This is a genomic window from Halomonas beimenensis (genome assembly GCF_002549795.1).
GTDB lineage: Bacteria > Pseudomonadota > Gammaproteobacteria > Pseudomonadales > Halomonadaceae > Halomonas > Halomonas beimenensis.
In genome coordinates this window covers 3886590-3899709 of record NZ_CP021435.1, presented here as the reverse complement: position 1 = coordinate 3899709, position 13120 = coordinate 3886590, and the positions used below count along the sequence as shown (strand labels likewise).

At 63.1% G+C, this 13120-nt stretch carries 10 protein-coding genes; all 10 read left to right on the top strand.

Annotated features, from left to right (window positions below; translation table 11 throughout):
• Positions 1–163: 163 nt before the first annotated feature.
• On the top strand, positions 164–1396 hold the full coding sequence (locus BEI_RS18125; protein ID WP_097790814.1) for a FliC/FljB family flagellin: 1233 nt from the start codon (positions 164–166) through the stop codon (positions 1394–1396).
• Positions 1397–1528: 132 nt separating this feature from the next.
• Entirely contained in the window at positions 1529–4450 is a 2922-nt protein-coding gene (locus tag BEI_RS18120; protein ID WP_097790813.1) for an O-linked N-acetylglucosamine transferase, SPINDLY family protein, read from the top strand.
• Between the two features lie 6 nt (positions 4451–4456).
• A complete protein-coding gene (locus BEI_RS18115) occupies positions 4457–5029 on the top strand; it encodes an acyltransferase (RefSeq protein ID WP_097790812.1) in 573 nt (190 codons plus the stop codon).
• Complete coding sequence (locus tag BEI_RS19080; RefSeq protein ID WP_153045811.1) at positions 5026–5877, top strand: hypothetical protein; 852 nt, start codon at positions 5026–5028, stop codon at positions 5875–5877. Before BEI_RS18115 ends, BEI_RS19080 begins: the two co-directional genes overlap by 4 nt.
• A gap of 46 nt (positions 5878–5923) precedes the next feature.
• Positions 5924–6157, top strand: a complete 234-nt coding sequence (locus tag BEI_RS18110) for a DUF2835 domain-containing protein (protein ID WP_379802303.1) — start codon at positions 5924–5926, stop codon at positions 6155–6157.
• A 171-nt stretch (positions 6158–6328) separates the two neighbouring features.
• A complete protein-coding gene (locus BEI_RS18105) occupies positions 6329–7294 on the top strand; it encodes an ABC transporter substrate-binding protein (RefSeq protein WP_193765132.1) in 966 nt (321 codons plus the stop codon).
• Positions 7291–9240, top strand: a complete 1950-nt coding sequence (locus BEI_RS18100; RefSeq protein ID WP_097790810.1) for a PhnD/SsuA/transferrin family substrate-binding protein — start codon at positions 7291–7293, stop codon at positions 9238–9240. Before BEI_RS18105 ends, BEI_RS18100 begins: the two co-directional genes overlap by 4 nt.
• A 123-nt stretch (positions 9241–9363) precedes the next feature.
• Positions 9364–11034 (top strand): PilZ domain-containing protein, encoded by a 1671-nt coding sequence (locus BEI_RS18095; RefSeq protein ID WP_097790809.1) that lies wholly within the window; start codon positions 9364–9366, stop codon positions 11032–11034.
• Between the two features lie 214 nt (positions 11035–11248).
• A complete protein-coding gene (gene fliD, locus BEI_RS18090; protein WP_097790808.1) occupies positions 11249–12637 on the top strand; it encodes a flagellar filament capping protein FliD in 1389 nt (462 codons plus the stop codon).
• Between the two features lie 63 nt (positions 12638–12700).
• Entirely contained in the window at positions 12701–13120 is a 420-nt protein-coding gene (fliS, locus tag BEI_RS18085) for a flagellar export chaperone FliS (protein ID WP_097790807.1), read from the top strand.

Here is a 13120-nt window from a genome sequence, read left to right as displayed (position 1 = left end):
TCGCAAAAAAATCTCCGGCTGCCCCTAAAGTCCTGCCCATGGCCGCCGTTAAAGGGAGTAACGGCCAACGGCGCCGTTGCGGCAGGCCCGGAGCGCCGGGACCTGGAACCCTGGTGCAGCGGGCCCGCCAATGGAGCCCTCAACAGCTTGGAAGGAAATCACCATGTCCGTGATCAACACCAACATTACCTCGATGATCGGCCAGCAGAACCTGACCGAGTCGAAGAACGCCCTGGCCACCTCCATGGAGCGCCTGTCTTCCGGTCTGCGCATCAACAGCGCCAAGGACGACGCCGCTGGCCAGGCCATCGCCAACCGCATGAGCGCGCAGATCACCGGTCTGAGCCAGGCGCAGCGCAACGCCAACGACGGTATCTCCGTGGCCCAGACCGCGGAAGGCGCGCTGAACCAGGTCAACGACAACCTGCAGCGCATTCGTGAGCTGAGCGTTCAGGCCCAGAACGACACCAATAGCCAGGACGACCTGGAGTCCATCCAAGGCGAGATCAACCAGCGTCTCAACGAGATCGATCGCATCTCCTCCGAGACCAACTTCAACGGCACCAAGGTGCTGGCTTCCGATACCAAGTTGGAGATCCAGGTCGGCGCCAACGACGGCGAGACCATCGAGGTCTCGCTGGAGGAGATCAACGCCGATACTCTGGGTCTCGACAAGTTCAATGTCGATGGTCCCGAGAATGCAGCGGCAGCTACGAATGCTAATGCAGATGATTTATCAGATGCAGATGACTACCTTAGTGGTGCTGTCAGCACCGATGTTGGTGAGTTTGGTGACGTAGCAGCTATGACTGGTGGTGATTTCGGTTTTTCCAGTTCAGGGGCTGCAGGGCTTGCTTCGTCTTCAATTTTGGTGGATGACAATGGCAACCTCTACGCTCAAGTACAGCTTGATGGAAGCAAGATGAACGATACTGATATCGAAAATCTTGCCGAAAACGGTATTAGATTCAATACTAGTGGCACTACCAATGTCTATATGGCATTGGATGCTGAAGATGCAGCTGTTGCTAATGGTGGCGTAGGCACCCTTACTTTCGATGCTACAGGCACTGGGACGGCAAACGCTGATGGTAATCTTGCCAACCTCAGTTTCGAGCGTAGTGAAGGTGAGTTGTCCACCCTCGATGCTTCTCTGAACCAGGTGGATAGCCTACGTTCAGACTTGGGTGCCATCCAGAACCGTTTCGAGTCGGCCATCACCAACCTGGCGACCAACGAGACCAACCTTTCGGCGGCTCGCTCGCGCATCGAAGACGCCGACTACGCTGCCGAAGTGGCCAACATGACTCGGTCTCAGATCCTGCAGCAGGCGGGTACCTCCGTCCTGGCCCAGGCCAACCAGATCCCGCAGAGCGCTCTCTCGCTGCTGGGATAAGCGGCCGCTCCCTCTCCCCTAAAGGGGTTCATGGAACGGGATAGCCATCGGCTATCCCGTTTTTCTTGGCTTTGCGGGACATTGGGGACGTTAGCATATCGGTAATACCATCAGGATTGGGAGAAACGTGCTATGTCCAAACGCAAACGCCGCAATGGAACAGCATCGAAGCCGAACCGACAGGTGCGTGCCGACCAGCTCGAAAGCCTGGCGAACGACTTCCTTATCCACTATCGGGCCAAGCAGCTGGATACCGCTGTGCCCCTGGCTCGTGAGATCACCGAACGCTATCCCAGGGCGTCATTCGGCTGGAAGGCCCTGGGGACTGCCCTGATGGAATCGGGCGATGCTCAGGGCGCGGTGGCGCAGCTTGAGCATGCCCTTGAGTTACAGCCCGACAACAACGAAACCCTGACCAACCTCGGCAAGGCATTGCAACAGCTGGGGCGCTACGAGGAAGCCGAGGCTCGGCTGAACCAGGCTCTCGAGCAGGACGCCGACAACTACCAGGCCAATATGCACCTGGCGGGCATCCACCAGCAGCGCGGTCGTCATGATCGAGCCTTGGAACATTACGAACGCTCTTTGGAAAGCCTGCCGGATGCCGTCTTGGCGAAAATGCGCAAGGCATCCTTAATGGTCGAACGGCGGGACTACGATCAGGCCCTGGCCATTCTTGAGCCCCTCGCCGAACAGCATCCCAAGGCCGTCGGGGTGCTGACCAACCTGGCCAACCTCTATGGTACTATGGGGCGTTTCGATGAGGCCGAAGCCCGCTACCGTCGAGCTATCGACCTGCAGCCCGATGCTTGGCTGGCCTTCTCCAACTACTATTTCACCGCCCACTACAATCCGCGTCATGAACCCGATACCCTCTTCGCCATCGGTCGGCAATGGCAGCAACGATATGCGCCGACTGTGCGTCCCGAGCGGCCGGCCACTGATCGCTCTGCCGCAAGGCCGCTACGTATCGGTCTGGTGTCGGCGGGCCTGAAGACCCACCCGGTCGGCCAGATGATCCTCGGTGCTCTGGAGCATTTACCCAAGGGGCAATTCCACCTATACGCCTATTCCGACAGCCTGGTGGACGACGCGACTGCGCGTCGCCTCAAGCCCCTGATGGAGCAGTGGCACGAGGTGCCGCATACCTCCCATCCGGATCTGGCCCGGATGATTCGCGACGATGCCATCGATATCCTGATCGACATGACGGGCCATACCTCAGGCAGCCGTCTGCCGGTGATCGCCGAGGAGCCGGCGCCGTTGATCGTCAAGTGGGTGGGCGGGCTCTTCAATACCACCGGCGTCGAGGCCGTCGACTATCTGCTCTCCGATGTGGTGGAGACGCCCCAAGGCAGCGATGACCATTACCTCGAGAAGCTGATCCGCCTGCCGGACGACTATATCTGCTATACACCGCCCCGGCACCTGACCGATGATCCCGGTCCACTACCCGCCTTGGAGAACGGCTCCATCACCCTAGGGTGCTTCAACAACCCAGCGAAGATCAACGAAGTATTGCTCGAGCAGTGGGCGACTCTCATGCACCAGCTGCCCGGCTCTCGTCTTCTGCTCAAGGGCGGGCAGTATACGAACGCTGACTACTGCGATCGTTTGTACTGGGTCATGGAAGAGCATGGCATCAACCGTGAGCGCATCCTGCTCGAGGGACCTGCACCTCACAAGGAGTTGGTCGCCACCTATCGGCGCGTGGATATCGCCTTGGATCCCTGGCCCTACTCCGGCGGCCTGACTACTTGTGAGGCTCTCTACATGGGGGTGCCCGTGGTCACCCTGCCGGGGCCGAGCTTCGCCGGCCGGCACAGTGCCACTCACCTGGTCAATGCTGGCTTACCGGAACTGGTTGCCGGCGATTGGGAAGAGTATCGCCAGCGTGTGATCGAGCTGGCCTCCGATCTGGAGAGTCTGGGTCGCATTCGACAGCACCTGCGCCAGGTGTTGCTGCAATCCCCTGTCTGCGATGGACCGCGTTTCGCGCACCATCTGACCATCGCTCTGCGGGGGATCTGGCAACGTCACTGTGAAGGAAAGGCGCCACAGACGCTGACCTTCGATAAGGAAGGAAAAGCCTGGTTCAAGGGCGAGCAGAAGCCGGTCCAGCTACCGGAAAGCGACTTTCCGGAGGACGGCTTCCAGTGGCGCTTCGAAGGCAAGATCATCGCCATGGATAATGGTAGCCGGCTATTGAACAGCGAGGTCGTCGGACAGATGTTGCAGCGCGGTACCATGGAGCTGATTGCCTTCGATCCCGCCAGCCGAGCCTTACAGGCCCCGCTCAAGAAGCAGGAGGGAGTGCACTATTACCCTAATGCGACACTCGGCGATGGTGCACCGGGGACGCTCTATGCCTGCCAGGACCCGGAGCAGAGTGGCACGCTCATGCCTTTGCAGGATGAATACTTGCCGGAAGGCGTCAAGAATGGGAATCGTCTACTAACCCGACTTCCCATCAGTACTGTGTCGCTGAACAAGATCGAGGGACTGCCTTCTCTCGACTGGCTGGTACTGGATGCCATGAATGACAGTGTCTGCATCCTCGAGCATGGGGGAGACAGGCTATGCAATACACTCTTGCTTCAAGTCCGAGTAGTTTTCCAGCCCACTCATGATCGGCAGCCGAACCTGGCGGAAGTGAGTCACTGGGCGACCCGACATGGCTTTCGCTTCTATCGGCTGAACGACCCTCAACATTGCAGCCTCTTGCCTTGTGATGTATCGCCAGAAGAACGTCAGGCAACGGAGCTGTATAGTGCCGACGCCCTTTTCCTACCAAGCCACGAGAGACTGCAGGAACTGACACCGGCACAATGCACGAAGCTAGCCTTCCTGCTACACACGGCCTTCGGTATTCGCGATATGGCCTACCGGTTATTGCTTAATGAAGATCAGCAGTTGGCAGAGCAGTATTTAATAAGCCAAGGGTTGGTTAGTATGCTGGATAACCAGCTACCGGCCGAATCTCCGGCGGTCTCTCCCAAAGAAGAGGAGACCATCGCTGATGAACTCGATAGGCTACTCAACAATGATTTTTGAGACGCGATGATGATGCCATTAGTGAACAAAAAACCAAGCGGGAACGCCGCCCTTCGGATAGGGCAAGACGTTAAGGGACCGTCGACCGGGGAGAGTGAATTTCTGACTCTTCTCAAAACGGCAAAGAAGAGCGAGCTTGCGGCGCTGGCCAAGCTCCTGATGCCGTTTATTGCCGATGCCGAGTTGCGTCAGGTTCGCGTCTGGGGGGATAAAAGTCGCCTTCATCTAGATAGAATTACAGTGTCAGTGAACGATTTGCTGGTTAACACCCGGTCGGGACATGTCACAGTGGAAGAGGACTGCTTCTTTGGTCACCGGTGCATGTTACTCACTGGGACTCATGACTACTCGAAGACCGGGCGGGACCGCTTGGTAACGGTGCCCGAGGAAGGGCGAGATATCCACATCGAGAGAGGAGTGTGGTTGGGTTCTGGGGTAACGGTCCTCGGCCCTGCAGTCATTGGTGAGAATGCCGTCGTGGCTGCGGGAAGCCTTGTCACAGGGGATGTGCCACCCAATACCATCGTCGCTGGCCGGCCGGCAAGGCCTGTAAAAATGATCGATGGGACACCCGTATGATCCGTTCGACCAAAAATCTCGTCTTCACCGTCACGCATGGTAGAACAGGCACCACCATGCTGACTGAAGTCTTCAAGATCTTCGATGACACGCGCTCAGAGCATGAGCCAGAGCCAAACTACGCAACATTCTTGCCCCGAGTTAAAGCGGATCCACGACATGCGCTGAAGTTCCTTGAAGGCAAGCTGAACCACATCGAATCAATTCGAGAATCCAACTATGTCGAGACCAGTAATGTCTTCGGAAAAGGCTTCCTGATTCCTCTCCTAAGGATGGGTGTTTTTCCTGGGTTGATTTTTCTTAATCGTGACTTTCGGGAGACGGCGAAGAGTCTCTACAAGCGGGGTAGTACGCCAATGCGTACCACTCGAGGATCCCATTACTCGTCAGATCCGCGAGTGCCGGGAAGTCTCCCTCTGTTCTTGCCCGATGAATTGTCCGACTATCAGCTTTGTTTCTGGGGTGTGCTGGACTCTTATTATAGACAGTTGCAGGCCAAGGATATCTATGATCAGGAAGGGGGGGTGTATAGCTGGGTGACTGCTGATGACTTTCATGACTTCAATCATACCCTTTCGGTGGGCCATCGATTTGGATTGAGAGCGAAACACGTCGAGGTTGCTAGGAGAATGCATGCGGAGGTGGTGGGGAGGCACCACAATCCCAACAAGGGGGGAAGAAGCTCCGAGGGCATGGAGTTCACTGAGCCTGAAATAGAAGTGCTCGACAGAGTTTCATTTTATTCGCCACGCTTCATAGACGCCGTGCTATCTAGTGATTTCATCGCTAGTGATGTGGTGTCAAGGATACAAGGTGTTGTCCAGGATGAAGTTCACGATCGAGGCTAGATAGCCTCAGGGTTGTGCACCGTTCTGCCGCCAAGGCTGTCATTGCATGATGCCAATGATCGATGTGGTGATCGAGCTGTCGCCTGACGCCTGCCTGGCCCACTACGAGGGCCGGGTGGGCATGGTGCATACCCGCAGCCTGGACGGGCGCAGCGTGGCGTTCCCCGCCGAGGCACTACGTCGGGTCGTCACCCATGATGGGGTCCATGGCATCTTTCGGCTGCACTTCTCGGCGGAGGGGCGCTTCGAGTCGATCCGTCGGCTGGGTGGCGCGGGCTGAGCGGCTCGTCCCGCCCGCTGGCATCGAACCGCATCCTTTCGACCGAAGGGGAGTTTCCATATTAACTTCGGCCATATAAGTTAACCCTTCAGATATAACCGGATGCCGCCGGCCCTATGGAAGCCCGGCTTGAAGGCGTCTTCGAGAGAAAGTGTTCCAGGATGGAGGCCCATGCATCGACGTGAACTGCTCAAGGCCATGGCCGGCCTGGCCGTCGCCCCGCTGGGGCTGCAGGCGTGCTCCGTCGGCGAGCCGCTGGTCATCGGCCTCCATCCCTGGCCCGGTTATGAGCCGCTCTACCTGGCCAGCGCCTTCGACTGGCTGCCACCGTCCGTCGTGCTTAGGGAGGGGCGCAGTGCGGGAGATTCCCTGGCCGGCCTGCGCCAGGGAGCCCTCGATGGGGCCGCCCTGACCCTGGACGAGGTGCTCAAGGCGCGGGCGGAAGGCATCCCGCTGACGGTGGTCGCCGTCTGCGATGACTCGGTGGGAGCCGACATGGTGCTGACCCGTCCCGGTATCGAGCGGTTGAGTGACCTGGAAGGACAGCGCATCGCCGTGGAACGCACGGCCGTGGGCAATCTGGTGCTGTCGCAGCTGCTGGAGGCGTCGGGGCTGTCCCGGGATCAGTTGACCCTGGTCGACATGGCGCCGGACGAGCAGCTCCCTGCCTGGCGGGCGGGAAGCATTGACGCCGCCGTCACCTACGAGCCCATGGCCACCCGCTGGCGGCGGGAGGGGGCGGTGCGCCTCTATGACAGCAGTCATTTTCCGGACGTCATCCTCGATGTGCTGGCGATGCGGCGCGATCGCCTGCGCTGGCGGGAGGGGGCGGTGAAGGCCCTGGTCGCCGGCCACTTCCGTGGGCTCGACCACCTGCGGATCAGTCCCCAGGACGCCATGCAGCGCATCGGTGCCTGGCGCGGGCTGGGGTTCGACGAGGTGCGGGCCTCCTATGCCGGACTGGAGCTCCCGGGGCGCGCCGGCAATCGGGACTATTTCGGACCGGGCGGCGACCTGATGAGCGCGGCGCGCCTGCTCAACGAGGTCATGGTGGCCGAGGGGATGCTGGTGCGCCCGGATGATCTGGCGACCCTGATGACGCCCCGTTACCTGCCCGAGCCGGGGGAGGCCGTATGAGCCCGCCGCGTTGGCTCCTTGGCTGCCTGATCTGGCTGGCCGGGCCCGTCATGGCGGAGACCACCCTGACGCTGGGGGTCTTCGCCTATCGGCCCGAGCCGGTGATGACGGCCCGCTATCAGCCCCTGGCGGATTACCTCGGCGAGCGCCTGCCGGAGCACCGTGTCGCGCTCGAGGTCATGAGTCTCGACGAGATCGAGGAGGCGATCGCCCATCGGCGCCTCGACCTGCTGATGACCAACCCCAGCCACTATCTTCAGGTGCGCAGCCGCAACAGCCTGACCGGCGCCCTGGCCACGGTCATCAATGCCGAGGATGGTCAACGGGTCAGCAGCCTGGGCGGGGTGATTGTCAAGGCGAGCGGCAACGACGACATCCAGCGGTTCGAGGATCTGGAGGGGCGCCGCGTCGCGATCCCCGGCCGGCGCTTCCTGGGCGGCTACCAGACCCAGGCCTTCGAGCTGAAGGAAGCCGGGCTCGACCCGCAGCGTGATATCGAGACGATCGTCGCCGGCAGTCATGATGCCGTGGTACAGGCGGTGCTGTCGGGCGAGGCGGAAGTCGGCTTCATCCGGTCCGGTATTCTGGAGCGGCTGATCGCGGAGGGGCGTCTCGACCCCGGGCAACTGACGGTAATAACCCCCCAGGCCTTGGCAGACTTCCCGTTCGTGGTTTCCACGCGGTTGTATCCCGAGTGGCCCTTCGTGGTCATGCCCCAGGTGCCGCCGGAGACGGTGCGCCGGGTCGCCGTGGCACTGTTCACGCTCAAGCCCGAGCATCGCGCGGCCCGGGCGGCGCATATCGCCGGCTTCGCCCCGCCCCAGGACTATCTGCCGGTGGAGAACCTGGCGCGCCGTCTGCGGCTGCCGCCGTTCGATGTCGTCCCCGACTTCACCTGGCGCGATATCTGGGAGCGCTACCACGGCTCCCTGCTCGGCTTCGCCGCCGCCGGTGCCCTGGTGGCGGTCCTGCTGGTGATGCTGGCGCGTCGCAATCGCTTGCTGCGCCATCAGCAGCAGCGTCTGGGGCTGCTGGCGGGGGTCTTCACCCACTCCCATGAGGGCGTGATGATCACCACGCCCCGAGGCGACATCCTGGAGGTCAATGGCGCCTTCAGCCAGATCACCGGCTATGCCCGCGAGGAGGTGATGGGTCGCAATGCCAGCATGCTCAGCGCCGGCCGTCATGACTCGGCCTTCTACGCCGCCCTCTGGCAGTGCCTGGAGGAGACGGGCCACTGGGACGGCGAGGTCTGGAATCGACGCCGGAACGGCGAGGTCTACCCCCAGCGATTGACCATCAGCGCGGTCACCGATGACGGAGGCACGGTGCAGCGCTACGTGGGCCTGATCTCCGACATCACCCGGATCAAGCAGCACGAGCGGCAGCTGCGTCACGCCGCCCAGCATGATGCCCTCACGGGGCTGCCCAATCGCCAGCTGCTCGCGGACCGGCTGCGTATGGCCATGGCCCAGACGGATCGGCGAGGAGGGCGACTGGCGGTGGTCTTCATCGACCTGGACGGCTTCAAGGCGATCAACGATACCCATGGCCATGCCAGGGGAGACCGCCTGCTGGTCGCCCTGGCCGAGCGCATGCAGGGCGAGCTCCGCGCCAGCGATACCCTGGCCCGCCTCGGCGGCGACGAGTTCGTGGCGGTGCTGGTGGATCTCGCCGGGGCCGAGGAGGGCGAAGGCGTCCTGACGCGCTTGCTGGAGGTAACCTCGGCGCCGGTGGAGATCGACGGGCGTCGACTGCAGGTGTCGGCCAGCCTGGGAGTGGCCTGTTACGGGGCGGGCGACGGGATCGACGCGGACCTGTTACTGCGTCGCGCGGACCAGGCCATGTACCTGGCCAAGGAGGCCGGAAAGCATTGCTACCGGGTCTACGAGGCCCCCCGCGAGGAGGAGGGAGCTCCGCTGCCGTCACCCCAGGATTCGTCGTAACGCGCTCGTATGGCCCCCGAGGGACGGGGCGCCGGTGCAGGGGACCAAGAATCGCTCAAGCTCTCGCCCCTGCTGCCGATGGTGATCCTGTCGAGAACCAGGATCACCAGGAGAGGCGCAGGGATGGCAGAGGACGGTTACACCCGGGTAGAGAACCCCATCGAGATCGAGGCCCTGATCGAGGCGTTGATCGGCCCGGGCGGGGCTTCCCTGCAGATGGGCGAGCATGGCGAGCCGCTGCCCGTGCTGGTGACCGAACAGCAGCCCGGCGAGGCCCTGGTGCTGGACATCAGCGCCATCCGGGAGGTGGCCGGCGAGCTCAAGCGAGGCAAGGGCTTCCGCGTGCTGGGCCAGTCACACGGCAAGATGGTGCGCACCCCGGAGCTGGCCATGGAAGAGTGTCGCCAGCTCGATGGTCGCCTGGTCTGCCGCTGTCCCTATCCGCTCACCCTCGAGGTCCTGCAGCGGCGCGAGTCCTTCCGTGCCCGCCTGCGCCTGGGCATGGAGGTGGGCGCCATCCTCAGAGACAACCAGGGCCGGACCGCCCAGGGCGACCTCAAGGACCTGTCCCTGGAAGGCTGCCGGCTGGAACTGCCCCTGGCGGCCAGCAGCCTGCTGGGCGAGTCGCCCCTGCCGCTGGAGATCGAGCTGTGCTTCCCCGACGGCACGCGCTTCCTCGTGAAAGGCAAGGCGCGTCATCGTCGGGTCGATACCGAGCGCCAGGTGGTCGCGGCGGGGTTTCGCTTCGAAGGCAACGGTCCCGAACAGGAACGCCGGCTCTGGCATTTCGTGCGGGAGATCGAGCAGGAGGCGGCGCGCCATGCCGAGGGGGGCGAAGCCTCGCGGCTGCCCTCGTTGCTCTTCCAGGGCACGGCCGCGACCGCCCCGGAAGTCGGGCGGCGTAACATGCAGGCCTATGCGACCCCGATGGCCAGGCGCCTGTCGCGCATCGCGGGTTACCTGGACGCCCAGATCCTGGAGCTGCAGGACGACGGGGTGGTGGACTCCGTGCAACTCTCGCGTCATGCCGACCGGCTGATGATGCTTCACGAGGAAGATCGCGAGGCCCTGCTCTTCGCCACCCATTGCCTGCATGACGAGTCCTGGCTGGTCTGTCATGGCCTGGGGGTGGCCGCTCATCTTCTGGACCTGGTGGGGCAGGCCTCGGTGCCGCGCGAGCTGCGCAAGGCCCTGGTGGCCTGTGCCATGGTCCACGACCTGGGCAAGGCCCTGCTGCCCGCCGAGCTCTGGCAACGGGGTGCGTCGGACGGGGCGAGCGCCGAGCTGCACGAGCACGTCGCCCGGCTGGAGGCGCGGATGGGGCACTGCCAGTGGCTGTCTTCCGCCGTCTTCGCCTCGGTGGTGCGCCGCATCAACGAGCGCCTGGACGGCAGCGGCTACCCGGCCGGGCTGTCAGGCGGCGAGCTGGGGGAGCTGGAGCGTGCCGCCGCCGTGGTGGATCGGGCGGATAGCCTGCGTCGCCCGCTCGACGGGCGCCCCGCCTGGCGGGTCGGGGCCATCTATCGCCATCTGCTCGACCGCGAGTCGGCCTACGATCAGCGCTGGGTGAAGCGGTATATCCGGCGCTTCGGCCTCTATCCGATTGGCTCCCTGGTGCGCTTCGAGAGCGGCCAGCTGGCCTGGGTACAGCGGCTGGACGATCAGGGGCGCCCCTTCCAGGTGCAGCTCACCGAGAAGGTCGAGCCGCCCGGCGAGAACCTGGGGGAGGTGCTGCGCGGGGAGGTGACCCAGAAGCTCGGCGAGCCCCGGGAGGAGGTGCTGGTAACAGGCTGAAGCCGGCGGGGCGCCTGACGGCGCCAATCGCGCAGAAAATATGCGCTCCCACATGACCCTGTCGGTAGTCCGTCGGTGTCACGCATCTCTGTGAAGACCCTAAAGTCGGCGCGGTAGTCGTCGATAACGAGAAATAGCCCGTTCGGCAAGGTCTGCTCGGTCCAATGCCGCCATTCGTCCTTGCCAGACTACTCGCATACAGGAAGGAAGCGTCATGGCCTCGATTTCATCGTTGGGTATCGGCTCGGGAATGGACCTCAACGGCCTGCTCGACCAGCTGAGAAGTGCCGAGCGGCAGCAGCTCGAACCCCTGGTCGCTCAGCAGAAGAGCTACCAGGCGCAGGTCTCGGCCTTCGGCAAGCTGGAGAGTGCGCTCTCCTCCTTCCAGGACGCCGCGGCCAAGCTCAACGATACCTCTCTCTACGAGAGCCTCTCGACCAGTGTCACGGGGGAAAGCGTCACCGCCTCGGCTTCCAGCGAGGCCCAGTCTGGCACCTATGACGTCAACGTCACCAACCTGGCGCGAGCCCAGAGTATCGCCACCGATGGCTTCGCCGCCCGTGACGCCGAGCAGGGTTCGGGCACCATGACCATCGATGTGGGGACCGGCGGCCAGGCCCAGGCCCTGACCATCGATATCGCCCAGGCCGACAGCACCCTGGAGGGGATCCGCGACGCCATCAACGCCGAGGATGCCGGGGTCACCGCCAGCATCGTCAACGACGGCGGAGCCAGCCCGTATCGTCTGGTGCTCTCCAGCGACGAGACCGGCACCGAGGCGGCGATCCAGTCCGTCGCCTACGCCAGCGACGCCGGGGACACGGCCCTGGATGACAAGCTGTCTTTCGGGGGGAGCGGCACCATGGCCGAGACGGTTGCCGCCGAGGATGCGGCACTCACCGTCAATGGCATCGGCATCACCAGCCAGTCGAACACCGTGGAAGGCGCCATCCAGGGCGTGACCCTGGAAATCGCCGAGGCAGGCGAGTCCACCGTCAAGGTGGAGCAGGACAACCTGGCCGTACGGGATGCCATCTCCGGTTTCGTCAAGGCCCATAACGATCTGCAGGGCACCATCGACAAGCTCACCAGCTTCGATGGCGAGACCGGGGCGGCCGGCACCCTGCTGGGAGACGGCACCCTGCGCAGCGTCGAGTCGCGGCTTCGTGAGGTGCTCACGGACACCGTCGACGCGGGAACCTTCGACCGTCTCACCGAGGTGGGCATCAGCCGCCAGCTCGATGGCACCCTGGAGCTGGACGATGAGACGCTCGACGACGTCATTGCCAACGACCGGCAGTCGCTGATCGACTTCTTTGCCGGCACCGACAGTGCCGATGGCCTGAGCGATACCCTCGACGGCACCCTGGGGCGCATCCTCGATGATGGCGGCACCCTGGACAATGCCACCACGGGGCTGGAGTCCCGGATCGAGGGGCTGGACGAGCGCAAGGCCCGCATGGAGCGATCCATCGACCGGACCATCGAACGCTATCGCAGCCAGTTCGGTCAGCTGGATAGCATGATCGCCAACATGAACCAGACCAGTACCTACCTGGCCCAGCAGTTCAGCTCGCTCAATGCTCAGCTGGGCCAAAACTGACGACAAGCGCCTTAGCCATGCCGGTGTCGAGCCGCGCATGGGGCGGCAAGGAGGACGACGAACATGAACGCGATGCGGGGAGCGGCCGCCTACGGGCGAGGAGCCAGCACCTATGCCAAGGTCGGGGTGGAGAGCGGCGTGATGTCCGCCAGCCCCCACCGGCTGATCGTGATGCTGTTCGATGGCGCCCAGGCGGCCATCCGGGCGGCGCGGATCCACCTGGAGGCCGGCAACATCGCCGAGAAGGGGACCTCGATCTCCAAGGCCCTGGATATCGTCAACAACGGCCTGGCGGCGGCGCTCGACGCCGAACGGGGCGGCGAGGTGGCCGAGAACCTGGCCTCCCTCTACGACTACATCGTCCGCCTGCTGCTGTCGGCCAACCGGCACAACGACGTCGACAAGCTCGACGAGGCCGAGCGGCTGCTGGACGATATCGCCTCGGCCTGGCGCGAGATCGAGCCCCAGACCGCGGAGGGCTGA

Excerpts from the sequence above, each read along its gene's own strand:
- BEI_RS18095 (WP_097790809.1), top strand. The coding sequence starts at position 9,364 with ATGGCAGAGGACGGTTACACCCGGGTAGAGAACCCCATCGAGATCGAG.
- BEI_RS18115 (WP_097790812.1), top strand. The coding sequence starts at position 4,457 with ATGATGATGCCATTAGTGAACAAAAAACCAAGCGGGAACGCCGCCCTT.
- BEI_RS18100 (WP_097790810.1), top strand. The coding sequence starts at position 7,291 with ATGAGCCCGCCGCGTTGGCTCCTTGGCTGCCTGATCTGGCTGGCCGGG.
- fliD (WP_097790808.1), top strand. The coding sequence starts at position 11,249 with ATGGCCTCGATTTCATCGTTGGGTATCGGCTCGGGAATGGACCTCAAC.
- fliS (WP_097790807.1), top strand. The coding sequence starts at position 12,701 with ATGAACGCGATGCGGGGAGCGGCCGCCTACGGGCGAGGAGCCAGCACC.
- BEI_RS18125 (WP_097790814.1), top strand. The coding sequence starts at position 164 with ATGTCCGTGATCAACACCAACATTACCTCGATGATCGGCCAGCAGAAC.
- BEI_RS18105 (WP_193765132.1), top strand. The coding sequence starts at position 6,329 with ATGCATCGACGTGAACTGCTCAAGGCCATGGCCGGCCTGGCCGTCGCC.
- BEI_RS19080 (WP_153045811.1), top strand. The coding sequence starts at position 5,026 with ATGATCCGTTCGACCAAAAATCTCGTCTTCACCGTCACGCATGGTAGA.
- BEI_RS18110 (WP_379802303.1), top strand. The coding sequence starts at position 5,924 with ATGATGCCAATGATCGATGTGGTGATCGAGCTGTCGCCTGACGCCTGC.
- BEI_RS18120 (WP_097790813.1), top strand. The coding sequence starts at position 1,529 with ATGTCCAAACGCAAACGCCGCAATGGAACAGCATCGAAGCCGAACCGA.